This window comes from Curtobacterium sp. MCLR17_044, from assembly GCF_003234435.1.
Lineage (GTDB): Bacteria > Actinomycetota > Actinomycetes > Actinomycetales > Microbacteriaceae > Curtobacterium > Curtobacterium flaccumfaciens.
On the sequence record NZ_QKTC01000001.1, the window covers coordinates 72,547 to 90,616 of the forward strand.

Annotated in this window: 16 protein-coding genes and 1 pseudogene; 8 read left to right on the forward strand and 9 right to left on the reverse strand. The window is 71.5% G+C overall.

What is annotated here, in order from left to right:
* Positions 1-6: 6 nt before the first annotated feature.
* Complete coding sequence (locus DEJ04_RS00370; RefSeq protein WP_111022444.1) at positions 7-1,395, reverse strand: cytosine permease; 1,389 nt, start codon at positions 1,393-1,395, stop codon at positions 7-9.
* Positions 1,396-1,570: 175 nt separating this feature from the next.
* Between DEJ04_RS00370 and nucS the strand changes: the two genes are divergently transcribed.
* The 4 genes and pseudogenes from nucS to DEJ04_RS18640 all read left to right on the forward strand — a co-directional run.
* A complete protein-coding gene (gene nucS, locus DEJ04_RS00375; protein WP_017887754.1) occupies positions 1,571-2,266 on the forward strand; it encodes an endonuclease NucS in 696 nt (231 codons plus the stop codon).
* A 101-nt stretch (positions 2,267-2,367) separates the two neighbouring features.
* Positions 2,368-3,042, forward strand: coding sequence for an HAD hydrolase-like protein (locus tag DEJ04_RS00380; protein WP_111045639.1), 675 nt, complete (start codon positions 2,368-2,370; stop codon positions 3,040-3,042).
* Positions 3,039-4,319: a CynX/NimT family MFS transporter gene (locus DEJ04_RS00385; RefSeq protein WP_111045640.1), complete on the forward strand. Its 1,281-nt coding sequence runs from the start codon at positions 3,039-3,041 to the stop codon at positions 4,317-4,319. The genes DEJ04_RS00380 and DEJ04_RS00385 overlap by 4 nt, the downstream gene beginning before the upstream one ends.
* 314 nt (positions 4,320-4,633) lie before the next feature.
* Positions 4,634-5,179, forward strand: a pseudogene (locus DEJ04_RS18640) (ArnT family glycosyltransferase); the annotation flags it as partial.
* Positions 5,180-6,532: 1,353 nt separating this feature from the next.
* Here the strand turns inward: DEJ04_RS18640 and DEJ04_RS00395 are convergent.
* A complete protein-coding gene (locus DEJ04_RS00395; RefSeq protein WP_111045642.1) occupies positions 6,533-7,366 on the reverse strand; it encodes an SDR family oxidoreductase in 834 nt (277 codons plus the stop codon).
* Positions 7,367-7,460: 94 nt separating this feature from the next.
* Positions 7,461-8,102 (reverse strand): nucleoside/nucleotide kinase family protein, encoded by a 642-nt coding sequence (locus tag DEJ04_RS00400; RefSeq protein WP_111045643.1) that lies wholly within the window; start codon positions 8,100-8,102, stop codon positions 7,461-7,463.
* Between the two features lie 54 nt (positions 8,103-8,156).
* Between DEJ04_RS00400 and DEJ04_RS00405 the strand changes: the two genes are divergently transcribed.
* Both DEJ04_RS00405 and DEJ04_RS00410 read left to right on the forward strand, forming a co-directional pair.
* The gene (locus tag DEJ04_RS00405) at positions 8,157-8,525 is read left to right on the forward strand and encodes a VOC family protein (protein WP_111045644.1); all 369 of its coding nucleotides are present in this window, start codon (positions 8,157-8,159) and stop codon (positions 8,523-8,525) included.
* Positions 8,526-8,599: 74 nt separating this feature from the next.
* Positions 8,600-8,788 (forward strand): hypothetical protein, encoded by a 189-nt coding sequence (locus DEJ04_RS00410; RefSeq protein ID WP_071404442.1) that lies wholly within the window; start codon positions 8,600-8,602, stop codon positions 8,786-8,788.
* 79 nt (positions 8,789-8,867) lie between these two features.
* Here the strand turns inward: DEJ04_RS00410 and DEJ04_RS00415 are convergent, their stop codons facing one another.
* The 4 genes from DEJ04_RS00415 to DEJ04_RS00430 form a co-directional block, all read right to left on the reverse strand.
* Positions 8,868-9,308 (reverse strand): NUDIX hydrolase, encoded by a 441-nt coding sequence (locus DEJ04_RS00415; protein ID WP_111045645.1) that lies wholly within the window; start codon positions 9,306-9,308, stop codon positions 8,868-8,870.
* 285 nt (positions 9,309-9,593) lie between these two features.
* Positions 9,594-10,184 carry a TetR/AcrR family transcriptional regulator gene (locus DEJ04_RS00420; RefSeq protein ID WP_111045646.1) on the reverse strand — a complete coding sequence of 197 codons (591 nt, stop codon included), beginning with the start codon at positions 10,182-10,184 and terminating at the stop codon, positions 9,594-9,596.
* A 77-nt stretch (positions 10,185-10,261) separates the two neighbouring features.
* Positions 10,262-11,584: a carboxylesterase family protein gene (locus DEJ04_RS00425; RefSeq protein ID WP_111045647.1), complete on the reverse strand. Its 1,323-nt coding sequence runs from the start codon at positions 11,582-11,584 to the stop codon at positions 10,262-10,264.
* 112 nt (positions 11,585-11,696) lie between these two features.
* Positions 11,697-12,995, reverse strand: a complete 1,299-nt coding sequence (locus tag DEJ04_RS00430) for an MFS transporter (RefSeq protein ID WP_051597042.1) — start codon at positions 12,993-12,995, stop codon at positions 11,697-11,699.
* Positions 12,996-13,209: 214 nt separating this feature from the next.
* On the opposite strand from DEJ04_RS00430, the gene DEJ04_RS00435 reads away from it, so the two are divergent.
* Both DEJ04_RS00435 and DEJ04_RS00440 read left to right on the forward strand, forming a co-directional pair.
* Entirely contained in the window at positions 13,210-14,010 is an 801-nt protein-coding gene (locus tag DEJ04_RS00435) for a sugar phosphate isomerase/epimerase (RefSeq protein WP_171907779.1), read from the forward strand.
* On the forward strand, positions 14,007-15,122 hold the full coding sequence (locus DEJ04_RS00440; protein ID WP_027466981.1) for a Gfo/Idh/MocA family protein: 1,116 nt from the start codon (positions 14,007-14,009) through the stop codon (positions 15,120-15,122). The genes DEJ04_RS00435 and DEJ04_RS00440 overlap by 4 nt, the downstream gene beginning before the upstream one ends.
* A gap of 139 nt (positions 15,123-15,261) precedes the next feature.
* Here the strand turns inward: DEJ04_RS00440 and glgX are convergent, their stop codons facing one another.
* The gene (gene glgX / locus DEJ04_RS00445; RefSeq protein ID WP_111045648.1) at positions 15,262-17,280 is read right to left on the reverse strand and encodes a glycogen debranching protein GlgX; all 2,019 of its coding nucleotides are present in this window, start codon (positions 17,278-17,280) and stop codon (positions 15,262-15,264) included.
* A 59-nt stretch (positions 17,281-17,339) separates the two neighbouring features.
* Positions 17,340-17,954 (reverse strand): TetR/AcrR family transcriptional regulator, encoded by a 615-nt coding sequence (locus tag DEJ04_RS00450; RefSeq protein ID WP_027466979.1) that lies wholly within the window; start codon positions 17,952-17,954, stop codon positions 17,340-17,342.
* Positions 17,955-18,070 lie beyond the last annotated feature (116 nt).

Sequence of the window (18,070 nt, forward strand, 5' to 3'; positions counted from 1 at the left end):
CCCGGGTCAGGCGGCGGGGGTGGCCGGTGCTTCGGCGACCGGGGCCTCGGTGGCAGCCGGCGCGGCCTCGGTCCGACTGACTCCGACGCCGCGGATCAGCCCGACCTTGCCGGCGACCACGTAGAGCACGAAGGCGATGACCACGGAGTTGATCGACGGGATGCCGACGGCGACGAAGTACCCGATGAGCGAGGCGACCGCCCAGATGACCAGGGTGGCCGGCACCCAGGTGGGCGAGGTCGCCGGGATGTTCTCGGCGTCGCTCAGCTCGCGGCGCCAGCGCTTCACGACGAAGTACTCCGCCACCATGATCCCGGCGATGGGCGGGAAGACGACCCCGAGCACGGACAGGAACGGTGTCAGGGCCCCGAGGAACCCGACGGCGGCGAGCACCGAGCCGACGACGCCCATCACGAGCGTCACGAGCCCGCGGTTCACCTGCTTGCCGAACACCGCATCGATGAAGTTCGTGACGCCGAGGCTCGAGCTGTAGATGTTCCAGTCGTTGATCTTGAACGTGCCGAGCAGGATCACGAGGATGCCGACCCAGCCGACGCTCGACGTGATCACGCGGGTGATGTCCGCGGAGCCGACGGCGTGTGCGAGCAGGACACCGGCCAGGCCGATGACGTACTCGCCGAGCGTCACGCCGAGCAGCGTCTGCTTCACGACGTCGCCGACCGAGCGGTTGAAGCGCGTCATGTCCGGCGTGATCACCGCACCGACGATGAACCCACCCGCCACCAGGGTGGTGCCGGCGACGAAGCTCAGCTCCGGACCAGCCGGGGCACGCGCAGCGAGCTCGGCGATCGAGTGGCGGCTCAGCTCGACGATGACCGCCCAGCCGACGAGCACCAGGAACAGCGGCACGGTCACGTTCGCCAGCCACTGCATCGAGTGGAACCCGCGCAGCACGATCGCGGTGACGAGCAGCCCGAACACGAGCGACCACGCCCAGGCGGGCAGGATCGGCAGGATCGAGACGAGGCCGGCCGCCGAGACGCCCGACTGGATGCCGAACCAACCGATCAGGCTCAGCCCGATCGCGAGCCCGACCAGCGCCGAGCCGGCCTTGCCGAACCCGGTCCAGCGGGCGATGACCGAGGTGTTGAGGCCCTCCTTGACGCCGATGACGCCGACGAGCACCGAGACGATCTCCAGGATCACGGCGCCCAGGGTGATCGCCCAGAAGGCGTCCCAGAAGCTCATGCCGAAGCCGAGCGTCGCACCGAGCAGGAACTGGGACAGGGCCGAGATCTGCCCGAAGCGCTGCACGGCGACCTGGAACCAGCCGTAGCGCGCGGACATCGGGACTCGGCTGAGCGAGTAGTCGTCGACGGCGACCGACTCGGAACGGGGGGTTCGTGGTGCTGACACTGCTGTCTCGCTGGCCATCGTGGCTCCTCGGGGAGGGGTGTCGGCGTGGGCCGATCGGGGTGTCAGCCACGGTAGGACGGCATCGGATTGCGGTACATGTGCAGAACGTCGTTACGGGCATGTGAATCCGTGCGCGCTGCACAGGCAGCGCGCCTCGTCCGGCCGACCACACGACGCCGGTTAGGCTTCCGGGGTGCGTCTCGTCATCGCCCGGTGCTCCGTCGACTACGCGGGCCGGCTCTCAGCCCACCTGCCGCTCGCGACCCGCCTGCTCATGCTGAAGGCGGACGGCTCCCTGCTCGTGCACTCCGACGGCGGCAGCTACAAGCCGCTGAACTGGATGAGCCCGCCCTGCTCGATCGAGATCACCGAGCCGGACGAGGAACAGTCGGTCGCCGGCATCACGCAGGTGTGGACGGTGACGCAGAAGAAGACGCAGGACAAGCTCATCGTCTCCCTGTACGAGGTGGTGTCCGACGAGACCCACGACCTGGGCGTCGACCCGGGCCTGGTGAAGGACGGGGTCGAGGCGCACCTGCAGCAGCTCCTGGCCGAGCAGATCGAGTTGCTCGGTGACGGCCACACCCTAGTCCGCCGCGAGTACATGACGGCGATCGGGCCGGTCGACATTCTTGCTCGTGACGACGCAGGGGCGAGCGTCGCGGTCGAGATGAAGCGCAACGCCAACATCGACGCGGTCGAGCAGCTCACCCGGTACCTCGAGCTCATGAACCGCGACCCGCACCTGCGTCCGGTGCAGGGCGTGCTGGCGGCGCAGACGGTGGCACCGCAGGCACGCACCCTCGCCGAGGACCGCGGCATCCGCGTCCTCGTGCTCGACTACGACGCGATGCGCGGCATCGAGGGCGGCCACACCCGCCTGTTCTGACCCGCGTCGGGCCGTCCGGCCTGGAGGCACGGCCCACCCCCGCCCCGCCGCCGACGGATCCCGGATGGTCGCCGCCACGGCCCGGCTAGGGTGGACAGGACATGACCAGCCCGTTCTCCGCCATCCTGTTCGACCTCGACGGCACCATCAGCGACTCCGCGCCGGGCATCCTCGAGAGCCTGACGCACACCTTCCGCACCGTCGGCGTCCCGGTGCCGGACCACGACACCCTGATGTCGTTCGTGGGCCCGCCGATCATGGACACGTTCCGGATCGCGATGGGCATGGACGACGAACTGGCCGACCGCACCCTCGCCGTCTACCGCGAGCACTACTTCTCGCACGGGGCGCTCGACTCCGCGATGTTCCCGGACATCGACGTCGTGCTGCGCACCCTGCACCAGGCGGGGCTGCCGATCTCGACGGCGACGAGCAAGCCGGAGACCCCGGCGACCTACATCCTCGAGCACTACGGGCTCACCGAGGACATCGACATCATCACGGGCGCGAGCGACGACGAGGTCCGGTCGAGCAAGGCCGACGTCGTCGAAGAGGCACTGCGACGCCTCGAGGCCCACGGCTTCGACACCAGCCGCCCGGTGCTGATCGGCGACCGGAAGCACGACGTCGAGGGCGCGACCGTGCACGGTGTCCCGGTCGTCTTCGCCGAGTGGGGTTACGGCTCCCCCGACGAGGCCGAGGGCACCATCGCCCGCGCCGCCACCCCGCTCGACCTGCTGCCGATCCTGCTGCCGTCCGCGACGCCGTCCGCATGAGCGACGACGTCGTCCGGCGGGGCCTCCGCGGTGCCGCCTGGCTGCTGCCGGCGGCCATCGTCCTGATCGCCCTGAACTTCCGCGGCCCGATCGTCGCGACCGCCCCGGTCATCGGGGACGTCCGCGCCGACCTCGGTCTGACCGCGACGATCGCCGGGCTGCTGACGACGATCCCGGTGCTGTGCTTCGCCCTCGCGACGCCGTTCGCCAGCTGGGTCATCGCGAAGGCCGACCCCGAGCGCGCGGTGTCCCTGTCGCTCGTCATCGTGCTCGCCGGCACCGTCGTGCGCTCGATGCCCTCGTCGGCGGCGCTGCTGATCGGCACCGCGGTCATCGGCATCGGCATCACGATCGGCAACGTGGTGATCCCGGTGGTCATCCGGCGGGACACCTCGCCGGAGCGCGTCGGCCTGGTCACCGGCGTGTACACGTCGGCGCTGAACGTCGGGTCGATGATCACGTCGCTCGGCACCGCTCCCCTGGCCGCCCTGTGGGGGTGGCCGGTCGCCATCGCGATCTGGGCGGTCTTCGCACTCATCGCCGCCGCGGCCTGGACCTACACGGTCGGTGCTCGTGCCGCCTGGCGACGCCCGCTGCCCTCCGAGCGGGACGAACCACTGCCGGTCACCGGCCCGATCGACCAGGTGCTCGACACCGGGGCGATCCGGACCGCCCGTGCCGCCGAGGCCGCACGGGTCGCCGCCGCCGAGCCCATCCGACCGGCACGACGGCTCATCACCTGGGGCCTGACGCTCGCCTTCGGTGGTCAGGCGTTCTCGTACTACGCCCTCACCGCGTGGATCCCGACGCTGCTGCACGACGAGATCGGCTTCTCGAAGGCATCGTCGGGCGCGAGCTCGTCGGTGTTCCAGATCCTGGCCGTCGTCGGGGCGCTCGGTGTCCCGCTGCTCGCGACCCGGTGGCGTCCGGCGGCGATCATCGCCCTGGTCGGCACGCTGTGGCTGGCGATGCCGCTCGGGCTGCTGTTCGCCCCGCAGCTCTGGTTGCTGTGGTCGGTGCTCGGCGGTGCAGCCCAGGGCGGCGGCATCACCGTGATCTTCATCGTCATCGTGCGGATCGTCTCGAGCGACGCCGACGCCCGGCGGATGTCCGCGTTCGTGCAGGGCGGCGGGTACCTGCTCGGGTCGGCCGGGCCGCTCGTCGCCGGCGCGCTGCACGGTGCGACGGGGAACTGGACGGCGCCGCTGCTCGTCGTGCTCGTCGCGGTGCTCACCCTCGGCGTCGTCGGGACGTTCGCCGCGCGACGGGTGTCCTGACCCCGAACCCGAACGCCGGCTGAGACCCCGCTCCGGCTCGACCCCCGAGGCGCTGACCGACGGGGGCCGCACCCGCACGAGCCCTCAGCGCGCGGACCGGCTTCGCGGCCAGCTGGCGGCACGGTCCCGGCCGGTCGTCATCCCGGACGGCCAAGGTCCGGAGAGTGGACATCCGACGACCCGCCCGGTGGCGGGACCAGCCGCTCGCAGCACGGCTCACCCTGCTCGTGATCGTGGGCGGCACGACCGTGCTGCTCGCCTGGAACCTGGGCCGTGGCGGGGACTTCAGCTTCTACCAGGCGTCGGCGCGGTCGATGTCCGAGTCGTGGCCAGCGCTGTTCTCGGGCGCATTCGACCCCTCCGCGACGGTGACGCTCGACAAGCTCAGCGGCTTCGCCGTCCCGCAGGCGCTGAGCATCCGGCTGTTCGGGCACTCCACCGCCGCGCTCGCGTTCCCGCAGGTCGTCGAGGGGCTCGTCACCCTGTGGGCCTGCTCCCTGGTCGGACTCCGCTGGGCCGGCGTCGGGACGGGCCTCGTCGCTGCCGCAGCAGCGGGGTCGACGCCGGTCTTCGTGTCGATGTTCGCGCACCCGATGGAGGACGGCATGGTCACCGCCGCGCTGGCCGTCGCCCTGCTGTGCTGGCAGCACGCGGCACTGACCGGGCGCTGGTGGCCGCTCGTCGCCGCGGGCCTGGCGGTCGGCGTCGGGTTCCAGGCGAAGATGGTGCAGGCGTGGTTCGTCCTGCCGGCACTGCTGCTCGGCACCCTGCTGGCCTCGGCCCGGCACGACGGCCGTCCCTTCCGCTTCGGCACCCGGGTGATCCGCGCCGGGGTGCTCGGGATCGTCGCGGTCGTGGCCTCGCTGTCGTGGGTCACCGCGCTGGCGGTCACCCCGTCGGTTTCGCGGCCGTGGGCGGACGGCTCCACCGACGACAGTCCGCTCGCGATGGTGTTCGGGTACAACGGCATCGACCGGTTCCTGCCCGGCGCGGTGCCCGGGTCCGTCCGGTCGTTCACGGTGCCGTTCGGTCCGCACACCTGGCGCGGTGGTCCGGCCGGGTTCGGCAAGCTGCTCGGACCGCACCTGGCGTCACAGGTGGCCTGGCTCCTGCCGGCGGCGGTGTTCGGCGTGGTGGTCGCGGCCGTGGTGCTCGTCCGCCGCCGTGCGGAGCGACCCGGCACCCTCGGCTCCCCGTTCGGGCACGCCTTCGACACCCGCGCCGGAGCTGCCACCCTGGCCGTCCTGGTGGTCTGGTTCGGCACCGCGGCGGCCGTGCTCTCGGTGGCCGCCGTGCCGCACACCGCCTACGTCGCCGCGATCGGCGTGCAGCTCGCCCTGCTCGCAGCCCTCGGGTGGCGCGGTGCGGTCGGGCTCGTCCGGGCGCAGTCTCGAGGGCTCCGGGCGCTCCCGGTCGTCCTCGCCGCGACGCAGCTCGGCTGGGTGGTGTTCCTCGCGCGGGGCACCGCGATGCCGAGCGTGCTCGCCGTGCCCGCGATCGCCGTCTCGACGGTCGCCGTCGTCGCGACGCTGGTGGCGGTGTGGCGGCGACCCCGCTGGGAGGCGACGCGCGGGCCGGACCGGCACCGGGCCTCCCGGACGGTCATCGCGCTGGCAGCCGGGCTCGCGCTCGTCGCCGGACCCGCCGCGTTCTCACTGCAGGCGCTCGACGCGACCCGCGACGGCAGCGGCGTCGACGCGTCGGTCGGGCCGTGGCCCGCACGCTGGCCGATCCCGGCCGGCAGCCCGGACGTCTTCCACGTGTCGCGCCCGGACCCGTGGGGCGGGTCGACGCCCTACCCGCGTGCCCTCAGCCGGCTCGTCGCGACCGCGCGACGCCTGGAGGGGTACCGGCACGACGAACCGCTCTTCATGACGGACACCTGGCACATCTCCGCACCCGTGATCGACGCGACCGGACTCCCCGTGCTGACGGACGGCGGGTTCTCGGGCACCGTGCCCGTCTTCACGACGCACCAGATCCGCCGGAGGATCGCCGACGGCTTGCGCGTCCTCGTCGTCGAGGCCCACGCGCCCCCCACCGACCCGGTCCTGCACGCCGCACTGGCCGGGGGCTGCCGAGCACTCACCAGCGGCACCCGGCACGCACGCCTGCCGATGCAGCCGCGCCGGGCGGACGGCATCGCCTGGACCGTGTGGCACTGCGGGCTGCCCGGCCCGTCGATCGGACCCGGTGCGCACCGGCACCACGGGTCAGCTCGCGGCGAGCACCTCGCGCAGGGACATCGGCGGACGCCCGGTGATGCGTTCGACGTCGCCGGACACGTGCGCGAGCGCCCCCTCGGCGATGGCCGTGTAGGTGCTCACCCAGGCGTCGGCCTGCCACGGCTCCGGGTTCCACTGCGCACGTGATGCGTACGCCTCGTCGAGGGTCTCCGGGTGGTAGCTGACCGTGCGGCCGCGGACCTCGGACACGATCGCCGCCGCCTGGGCCAGGGTGATCGCCTCGGGGCCGGTCAGCTCGTAGGTCTGGTCGCGGTGCGCGTCCGGGTCGTGCAGCACCGCGGTCGCGACGCGGGCGACGTCGGCACGGGCCACCGCGGCCATGGCGCCGTCGCCGGCCGGTCCGCGGATCACGCCGTCCTCACCGACCAGGTCCTCGACGAAGTCCAGGTAGAAGCTGTCGCGCAGGAACGTGAAGGCCATCCCGCTCTCGCGGATCGCCTGCTCCGTCGCCCAGTGGTCGCGTCCGAGCGTGAAGGTCGCATCGGGAGCCGCGCCGAGGAACGACGTGTAGACGACGTGCCGCACGCCCGCGTCGGCGGCCGCGGCGACGAACGCCCGGTGCTGGTCGAGGCGGTCCTGGGCCTCGGCCGCCGAGACCATGAGCAGCACCTCGACGCCCTGCAGCGCGGTCCGGCTCGCGTCGGCGTCGGCGAAGGTCGCGACGGCGACCTCGGTGCCCGGAAGTTCCGGCGCACGGGAGGCGTCGCGCACGAGCATCCGGAACGGCACGGCGTCCGCGGCGAGCGCCGCGCTCACGGCGCCCCCGATGTTGCCGGTCGCTCCGGTGATGGCGATGGTCATGGTCGCTCCTCGTGTCGGTGTCGCGTGGTCGTCGTCGGGGTCACGTCGTTGTCGGGGTCGCCTGGTGGTCGTCGACGGTCGCGTCGGTCGGTGGTCACGTCCACACCGTCCTGGAGGCCCGGATCACCGTGGGCGCGACCCTCGCGGCGTTCACGCCGTCCACCTCCACCGCCCACGCGCGGGCGGCGTCGTGGTCGCGGCCGTGCCGCATGTGCCGGCCGACCAGGCGGTCGAGCCGCACGTCGTCGGCGACGGCGCAGAACCAGGTCTCGGTGAAGAGCGCCGGCAGCGCCGACCACGGTGCGGTGTCGTCGAGCAGGTAGTTGCCCTCGGACACCACGAGTCGGGCTGCGCGGGGCACCGCGATGCTGCCGGCCACGGGTTCGTCCACGCGACGGTCGAAGTCCGGCGCCCACACCACGTCCTCGTCGGCGGCGACGAGTCGGCGGACGAGCGCGACGTACCCGTCGGCGTCGAAGGTGTCCGCCGCGCCCTTGCGGTCGTGCCGGCCGAGGGCGTCGAGCGCCGCGTTCGACAGGTGGAAGCCGTCCATCGGGACCTGCACAGCGGTGCCTGCACCCAGGCGGTCGTCGACGGCGGTGACGATGCGACGGGCGAGCGTGGACTTGCCGGCGCCCGGTGCTCCGGCGATCCCGAGCACCGTGCGCTTGCTCGAACGGGCCAGTTCGACGGCGCGCTCGACGGCCTGGTCGACGGTCGTGCCGGAGTCGCTCACGGCTTCATCCTCGCAGAGCGCACCGACGCCGGGCCGCGGTGGTTCACTTGCCGCATGGTCGATGCGACGAAGGCGTTCAGCGGGTTCTCGGTGCGCGACGTGCCCGAGGCGAAGGCGTTCTACGAGGACGTCCTGGGGGTCGAGGTCACCGAGGACCACGGCATGCTCTTCCTGCAGCTCGGCGGTGGACACCAGGTGCTCGTCTACCCGAAGGGCCCGGGTCACGAACCGGCGGCCTTCACGGTGCTGAACTTCCCGGTGCCGGACATCGACGCCGCGGTCGACGAGCTCACCACCAAGGGCGTCGTGTTCCTGCAGTACGAGGGGATGACCGACGACCGGGGTGTGAACCGGAAGGGCGGGCCGCTCATCGCCTGGTTCACCGACCCGTCGGGAAACGTCCTCAGCGTCATCGAGGAGTGAACATGTTGTATTCCGAAAGCTCGCTTCGGCGCTGCTGATCGTCCTACCGTCCTCTCACCGACGAGAGGACGGCCATGACGAAGGTGCTGGGACGGCATTGGACCCGCGAGGGGCTCCTCGCCGAGCGCGAACGAGTCCGCGCAGAGTGGAACCTGGACGAGCGGGAGTTCGCGCCGACCGAGCAGTGGCGCGACCTGTTCATCGACGAGTACCTCGCACAGGACTGGCTGGACAGCATCTCGTTCCTGCTCGGTGAGCGATGAACGAGCAGGCCGCGTCGGCGGCGCAGCAACCGGCTGACGTCCCGCCGCAGTTCGCCGTCCTGACCGCCGGGTGAAGCGGTCAGCGGGACAGGGCGCCCGCCCAGCCGAGGGCGATCGGCACGAGCAGGCCGTGGCGGTGGTGCGGGAGCTCGGCGACGGGGATCCACCGCGACTCGTCGGTCGAGCCGTCGAGCTCGTGCCGCAGGGCTCCCCCGGTGATGGTCGCCCGGAACACCACCTGCACGGCCTTCATCGGCCGGCCGTTGGCGTGGATGCGGCGCTCTGCGGGGACGATGTGGTGTCTGACCCCGAGCAGGGCGCCGACCTGGGCCTCGTACCCGGTCTCCTCGCGGATCTCGCGCACGACGGCCTGCTCGACGGTCTCGTCGAACTCGACCCCGCCGCCCGGTAACGTCCACGTGCCCGCGTCGGGGTGACGCAGCTTCGCCAGGAGCACGCGGTCACCGTCCGTGATCACGCCGTAGGCGGCGAGCCGGGTGTCGTAGTCCGTGTACTCCATGGGCCGACCATGCCAGGTGGGTGCACCGACGTCTGCCAGCCGCGCCGGGCCTCCAGGCCGTGGACCGGGGTGGTGCGGACGCTCCACCAGCCCGCCACCGGTCACGACCCCCCGCGGCCCGCACGCCGAGCGGTCACAGACCGTCGGCCCCGCCGCCCGCAAACGACGGAACGTGACCACGCGACGCAGCACGCGCGGTGTGTCGCGACCACTCCGCGGGCCGGGTGGCGCGAGTCGCCGCCGCCATGGGCCTACCGGCCGTCCGACGTGCGCGCCCGACCCGGATCAGGCGTCGACGCGTGCCGCTGCCCAGCCGACCCGCATCCGGGCGACCGCCCGGTCGAAGGCGCTGAGCGGTTCCCCATCGTCGCGGATCACGGACTGCAGCTGGAGCCCCTCGTACAGCGCCATGAGCTGCTCGGCTGCGTGCCGGGGCGATGCGCCGCGGGGTTCTCTGCCAGCGACGACGTCACGGACCAGGGCGAGGGTGACGTCCTCGAACGCCCGCGTGTACTGCGTGCGGAACCATCCGGCGGCGGGGTGGTCGGGGTTCGAAGCGGCGCTGAGCACGGCGACCCGGAGGCGCACGAGGGCCGGATCCTCCACGCCCGCAGCGAGCCGGGCTCGCAGGTAGGCGACCGTGCCGTCCCGCTCCGCGATCGGCCAGAGCTCGCGTCGGCTGCCGTTGTTCCACTTGTCCATGACCGCGACCACCAAGAGTTCCCACATCGGGTACGCCCGGTGGAACTCGTCGGCCGTGACACCGGCGTGCTCGGCGACCTCGTCGGGCCCGACACGGTGGAAGTCCCCGGCTCGGTAGGCACTGATCGCCCCGGCGACGATGCGTGCGCGGAGGTCGACATCGGTCGTGGGCATGCTGACGATTGTGCGGGGCCGCTCAGCGGCCCGCGACCGCCAGTTCAGGGGGCGCAGCCACCGTCGCCGGCTCCCGGTCAGCCGCGGTCGAACGTCAGCGTCTCGTCATCGGGGGCGCGGACCTCGCCGGTGCGGGCGAAGTCGGCCCAGATCGCCCGGAAGGCCCGGCCGCGGCGCTCGACCTCGGGCCAGTCGCGTTCGGGGACGAACCGGGTGCCGGCCCAGGCCTCACGGCCACCGAGCAGCAGCGGCAGGTCGCTCATGTGCACGGCTCCGGTCGGGGCGCTCGTGACACCGCGGTGCAGTCGGTAGGAGGTCGCCCGGCCGCCGGCGCGTCGGTGCCGCTCGGTGAACCGTCGAGCGTCGCGCCCGTAGATGACGTCGGACAGCGGACGGACGACCCACCACCGCAGGGCCGACCGCAGCACCCGCGACCGGGTGACCCGACGCAGGCCGGGCACGAGCGGCACGTACATGCCGGCCTCGTCCGAACCGGACCCGATCAGGACGTCGACGTCGGGGGCGACCCGGCTCCACGCGGCGTCGAGGTCACGCTCGGCGGGCAGCGGCGCGAACCCGTACTGGGTGCCGAAGGGCATGCCGGCGGCGAGCCCGTAGGGCGCTGCGGCCCGGGTGCCGAGCGCCTGACGGTCGAGCAGGTCCTCGAGCGGGGTGTCGGCGTGCACGCTGCCGACCGCCCGGACCATCGCGCGGTTCATCCGTGCCCGACGGCGGGACAGCCCGAGCGGCGCGCTCTGGATGATCGCGCGGCGGAAGAGCCCTTCGGCGCCGGCACTGATCATCAGGTGCGCAGCTGCGTCCCCGCCGGCCGACTGCCCGAAGACGGTGACCAGGTCGGGGTCGCCGCCGAAGGAAGCGATGTTCGCGCGCACCCAGCGCAGCGACTCGACCAGGTCGAGCAGCCCGAGGTTCGCCGGGATCGTCTCGCCGTCACCGAGGAATCCGAGCACGCCGAGCCGGAACGTGACCGACACCACGATCACGCGCTGCTCGGTCACCAGGTCGCGGGCGTCGTAGATCGGCAGGTCGCCGCCGCCGATGACGTACGAGCCGCCGTGGATCCAGACCATCACGGGCAGCTGCTCGTCCGGCCGCACGTCGGCGGGCAGCGTGATCGAGAGTCGCTGGCAGTGCTCGTCGACCTCGATGCCCTGGATCGGGTTGAGCAGCAGGTCGACGAACTCCTCGTGCGGCTGCGGTGCCACCGGCGACGGGGTCGACGCGTGTAGCTCACCCTGGAACGGTGGCATCGGCTGCGGCGGGGCGAACCGTTCGGCCTGCGCGTACGGGATCCCGAGCGCCCGCACCACGTCGCCGTCGACCGCCCCGACGATGCGGCCTGCGGGGGTGTCGAACGGGGCTGGGGCGGCGGCGAGCATGTGGGTCACGCTATCGGGGCCGGCTGACGCAACCAGGCAGACAGACGGGAGGCCCGTGGCGGCGTCGCCACGGGCCTCCACACCGTCTTCTGGTCGCGGTGCGCGACGGGCGCTACCGCACCCGCTTGATGGGGATCACGACGAGTGCGCCGATGATGGCGATCGCGCCGGCGGCCCAGCACATGAGCGTGTAGTTGTCGGCGGCGTCCCCGGACCCGATCTTCAGGAAGAACAGGGCGACGGCCGGGGCGAGCGACTGCGGCAGCGCGTTGGCGATGTTGATGACGCCGAGGTCCTTGCCGGGACGGTCCGCGTTCGGCAGGACGTCGACGACGAGTGCGGTGTCGATCGCGGAGTAGATGCCGTACGCGAAGCCCATGATGACCTCGGCGACGTAGAAGCCGTTGACGGTGTCGGCGTGCGCCAACACGATGAGTCCGACCGCGAACATCGCCGTGGAGCCACCGACGAACACCTTGCGGCGACCGAGCTTGTCCGAGGCCCAGCCGGACAGCGCCGCACTGACCAGCAGCGCGATCGTGTAGAGCAGGACACCGAAGGCGACGGCGGCCGTCGCCTCCTTCGCGCTCTCGATGCCGAGGTGCTGCTCCATGTAGAGCAGGCGGTACGTCGTGAACATGAAGGTCGCGAAGATGATGAGGAAGCGCGACCACCACGCGAACGCGAAGTCCGGGTTCTTGACCGGGTTCGTCCAGAACGACGCGATGAGGTTCAGGAACGTGAACTTCTTGAGCTTGTAGGTGGGCAGGTCGTCCCGCGCGACGACGGCGTACACGGCGACCAGGATGATCGCCAGGATGCCCGGCGCGATGAACAGCACGGGCAGGTTCGCGACGAAGAAGACCGACAGGTAGGTGCCGGCGAGCACGGCGATGTTCTGCGCGAGCGCGATGATGCTCGAGGACCGGCCGCGCTGCAGCTGCGGCACGTTGTCGGCGAAGCTCGCGAGGAGGGTGGCGAGCGTGGCGTTCGCGGCGAGCTGGGCGAGCAGCCAGGCCAGCGTCAGGTTGAGGACGTCGGGCGAGTAGGCGATCCACGCGAGGGCGATCGCGAAGACCACGACACCGCTGAGCAGCCAGGGGCGACGACGGCCCCAGCGCGTGCGGGTGCGGTCGGACAGGGCACCCGCGAGGGGGTTCATGATGAGCGCACCGAACGCGCCGATCGGCAGCACCGAGCCGATGACGTTCGCAGCGTCGTCGCCGACCAGGGCCTGCGCCTTGAGCTGCATGCTCACGTAGACGGGCGCCATGAGCGCGACGAAGAGGCCGAACTGCCCGAGGAACAGGGCGATCTGGTAGCCGATGCCCACCTTCACCGTGCTGACGGGCTGGGTGATGCCCTCTTCCGGGTTGAGCAGTGCCGGGCTGCCGGGTTCGGGTGTGCTCATGACGCCTCCTTGAGTCGATGAAAACCTTATCTGACAAGGTTTTCCGACGCGAGCATACATCGACACGTGTTGTCCGCAACACCGGGGTCGTCACACGGGGCAGCAAAAACTACACACCGGGTGGTTTTTGGGGTAGCGTCGTCATCGATCTCGCCGCGGAGCATCGCTCCTCGACGGGCCGCGACACCCAGACAGGATCGAAGGAGCCTCTGCAATGCCCACCACTTCTGTGCAGCTGTACTCGCTGCGCGACGCCATCGCCGAAGACCTCGACAAGGCCATCGCCCGTGTCGCCGAGATCGGGTACGAGAACGTCGAGCCCTACGCGTTCGTCGAGCGCGCCACCGACCTCGAGCGTGCGTTCGCGGCCACCGGCCTCAAGGCTCCGTCCGGCCACGTCGCCGTGATCGACGCCGAGGACACCGCGCCGATCTGGGACGCCGCCGAGCGCCTCGGCATCCGCACCGTCATCGACCCGTTCATCCCGACCGACCGCTGGCAGACCGCCGACGACGTCGCGAAGATCGCCGAGCGCGTCAACGAGCTGACCGCCGAGGCCGCCGGCCGTGGCCTGCAGTTCGGGTACCACAACCACCAGTGGGAGTTCACGAACAAGGTCGACGGCCGCACCGTCTACGACCTGTTCGTGTCGCAGCTGTCGCCGGAGACCGTCCTCGAGGTCGACACCTTCTGGGCGACCGTCGGTGGCGCCGACGCCCCCGCCGTGCTCAAGGGCCTGGGCGACCGCGTCGTCGCGATCCACGTCAAGGACGGCAAGGTCGACGGAGACATCCGCACCGCGCTGCCCTCGTCCGAGAGCGCCCTCATCGTGCCCGAGGCACTGCAGCGCGCCTTCGAGAACCAGACGCCGGCCGGTCAGGGCGACGTCGACGTGACCGCCATCCTCGCCGCCGCACCGCAGGCGATCCGCGTGGTCGAGTTCGACGCGTACAAGGGCGACGTCTTCGAGGGCATCACCGAGTCCCTCACCTGGCTCAAGGACAACGACAAGTGAGCCGTGTCGGGATCGGCATCATCGGTGCCGGCAACATCTCCACCCAGTACCTCGAGAACCTGACCAAGTTCGCCGACGTCGAGGTCCGCTTCGTCGCCGACGTGCTGCTCGAGCGTGCCGCTGAGCAGGCGGCTGCGTACGGCGTCGCCTCGTCGGGATCGGTCGAGGAACTCCTCGCCCGCGACGACATCTCGATCGTGATCAACCTGACGATCCCGGCCGCGCACGCCGAGGTCGACCAGCAGATCATCGACGCCGGCAAGCACGTCTGGAGCGAGAAGCCGATCGCGACCGACCACGCGTCGGCCGCCGCGGTGCTCGAGTCGGCGAAGGCCAAGGGCCTGCGCGTCGCGACCGCTCCGGACACCGTGCTCGGCGCGGGCATCCAGACGGCGCTCCGGGCCATCGCCCGCGGTGACATCGGCGAGCCGCTGTCCGCGACGACCCTGTTCCACGTCCCCGGACCCGAGGCGTGGCACCCGAACCCGGACTTCCTGTTCGCCACCGGTGCCGGCCCCCTGTTCGACATGGGCCCCTACTACGTGACGACCCTGGTGCACGCGTTCGGCACCGCCTCGCGCGTGCAGGCCGTCTCGTCGAAGTCGCTCGACCGTCGCACGATCGCGTCCGGCCCCCGCGCCGGCGAGACGTTCCCGGTCGAGGTCCCGACGCACCACGCGGCCCTGATCGAGTTCGCCGGCGGGCAGTCCGCCCAGTCGACGTTCTCGTTCCAGCACGCCCTGCCGCGCATGGGCTTCGTCGAGATCAACGGCACGCTCGGCACGATCTCGCTGCCGGACCCGAACACGTTCGAGGGCTCGTCGCAGCTCTGGCGCTACGGGCAGGACGAGCCCGAGACGCTCGAGGCCGTCGGCTCCACCTGGGGTCGTGGCACCGGTGTCGTCGAGCTCGCCCGCGCCATCGCCGAGGACCGCCCCGAGCGTGCCTCCGGCGCCGTCGCGCTGCACGTGCTCGACGTGCTGCTCGGCATCCGTGACGCGGCCGAGTCGGGTTCCGCCGTCGACATCACGTCGACCGTGGACGCGATCCCGCCGCTGCCCGAGGACTTCGACCCCGCGGCAGCCGTGCTGACCGCGGGCGCGAACGCCTAGGAGCGCCGCGAGCACCACGCGCACCACTTCGTGAGCAGCAATGGTCGGGTCCCGAACGGGGACCCGACCATTGCTGCTCACCAAGCGAAGACCACGACACGAGCGACGCGAACGACGCCCCCGCGCGAGCCCGCGCCGGTCAGACCAGCGCGGTGAAGGACGCGTCGCGCACGAGCAGCGTCGCCGCGTCGCCCACCACGGCCTGGTCGGGGTCGCTCGACAGCCCGAGGGACCAGTTGCCCCCACCCGGACGCTCCGGCAGCGTGAACTCGACCGTGGTGTCCGACGCGTTCAGCAGCACGGCCACGGTGTCGTCGCCCTGGTGCAGCACGAGCGTCACGGCCCGGTTGCCGCCGTCCGCCCAGTCGCCGTCCTCGAACCCGGCGGCGTCGGCACGGAGCACGGTCACCGTCGACTCCGAGTCACCCGGCGCGGTGCGGAACCACTCCGGACGCAGCGCCTGGTGCTGCCGACGGAACGCGATGGCCGCCGTGGTGAAGGCGAGCAGGTCCTGGTCGGCGGCGGCCCAGTCGAACCACGAGATCTCGTCGTCCTGGCAGTACGCGTTGTTGTTGCCGCCCTGTGAGCGGGCGAGCTCGTCGCCACCCAGGATCATCGGCACGCCGGCGGAGAGCAGCAGGGTGCCGAGGAAGTTGCGGCGCTGCCGGTCGCGGTAGTCGTTCACCGCGCCGTCAACGGTCGGGCCCTCGATGCCGCCGTTGAACGAGGTGTTGTCGCTCTCGCCGTCGTTGTTGTCCTCGCCGTTCGCCTCGTTGTGCTTGTCGGCGTACATCGTCAGGTCGGCCAGGGTGAAACCGTCGTGGGCGGTCACGAAGTCGATCGAGCACAGCGGGGAGCGCCGCGAGCCCTCGTAGACGTCCGGGCTGCCCAGGACCCGCTGCACAGCGTCGCCGAGGGCGCCCTCGTCGCCGCGCCAGAAGGCACGCAGGTCGTCGCGGTACTTGCCGTTCCACTCGGACCAGTCGGCCGGGAACCCGCCGACCTGGTAGCCGGCGGTGTCCCACGGCTCGGCGATCATCTTGACCTCGCGCAGCACGGGGTCCTGGTGGATGATGTCGAGGAACGCGGAGTGCTTCTCGGCCTCGCCGTCCTGGCGGGTGAGCGTCGTGGCCAGGTCGAACCGGAAGCCGTCGACGTGCATCTCCTCGACCCAGTACCGGAGCGAGTCCATGATGAGTCCGAGGGCCGCCGGGTGCCCGACGTTCAGGCTGTTGCCGGTGCCGGTGGTGTCGAAGTAGTTCGCCTCGTCACCCTCGACCAGCCGGTAGTACGACTGGTTGTCGATCCCCTTGAACGACAGCGTCGGGCCCATGTGGTTGCCCTCGGCGGTGTGGTTGTAGACGACGTCCATGATGACCTCGAGCCCGGCGGCGTGCAGGGCCTTCACCATCTCCTTGAACTCGGCGACCTGCTGCCCGGCGGTGCCGGAGGACGAGTACTCGTCGTGCGGCGCGAAGAAGCCGATGCTGTTGTAGCCCCAGTAGTTGCGGAGGCCCTTGTCGAGGAGCGTCGAGTCCTGCACGAACTGGTGCGTCGGCAGCAGCTCCACCGCGGTGACGCCGAGGTCGGTGAGGTGCTTGATCGCCGCCGGGTGGGCCATGCCGGCGTAGGTGCCGCGGATCTCCTCGGGGACGTCCGGGTGCTGCTTCGTGAAGCCCTTGACGTGCACCTCGTACACGACGGTGTCGGCGAGCGGGGTCCGCAGCAGGGTGTCACCGTCCCAGTCGAAGGACCGGTCGGCGACGACGGACTTGGGCATCGCGCTGGCCGAGTCGGTCTCGTCGATCTGCTCGGGCTCGTTCATGTCGTGACCGAAGAGCGCCTGGCCCCACTCGTACTCGCCGTCGATCGCGGTGGCGTAGGGGTCGAGCAGGAGCTTCGCGCCGTTGTGGCGCAGGCCGTTCGCCGGGTCCCACGCGCCGTGCACGCGGAAGCCGTAGCGGGTGCCGACGGTCACGCCGGGGACGACGTCGTGGAAGGTGTAGCCGGTGCGGTTGCGGAGCTCGGTGCGGTGCTCGGTGCCGTCGTCGTCGAAGGTGCAGAACTCGACCCGCTCGGCGGTGCTCGAGAACAGGGCGACGTTGGCGCCCCCGTCGACGAGAGTGACGCCGAGCGGTGTGCGCGTGGAAGTGGTCATGCTGCCCTTCTACCGGCCGGTCGCTGTGCCACCGGCGGTCTGGGCGTACCCCTGGCCGCTCAGCGCACCGGCGGGACGAGCTGCTCGAGCAGCCGCAGCACCCGCTCGCCGTCGACGGCGTCGGGGTCGAGCAGCCACTGGACCTGCAGTCCGTCGGATGCCGCGATGCTCAGGCTCGCCAGGTCGACCGGGTCCAGGTCGGCGCGGATCCGGCCGCTCGCCTGGTCCGCCTCGATCAGTTCGGCGAGTTCAGCACGCAGCCGGGCGAAGCGTTCGCGCATGAAGTCGCGCGTGGCCGGGTGGCCCTCCTGCACGGCGTCGGCCGCGAGGGTCGTGTACAGCTGCACCAGCCCCGGCACGGCCCGGTTGCGCGATGCGCTCTCGCGCATGTCGCCGATCGCCGACTTCATCCGGTCGGGCGCGCCCTGCTCGCGGACCTCGTGCTCCCGGTAGACGGCGAGCAGCAGTTCGTCACGGCTCGGGAAGTAGTGGCGCAGTGCCGCGTGCGTGATCCCGAGGGCCTCGGCCACCGAGCGGAGCGACGATGCGTCGACCCCCTGCTCCGCGACCATGCGGATCATCTCGTCCAGGATCTGCGTGCGCCGCTCGGCACCCTTGCGGTACCCGCCGCGGCGCGGCTGGGCCGCGTCGGCGTCGTCCGCGGGGTGGGTCATGCACCCAACTTACCGCTGGAAGGTTTTCTCGCCACCGTCCGGACTGGAGGCCCGTGGCGGGCGCACCACGGGCCTCCAGTCCGTATCGGGGTCGCGTCGCACCCGCCGGGTCGCGT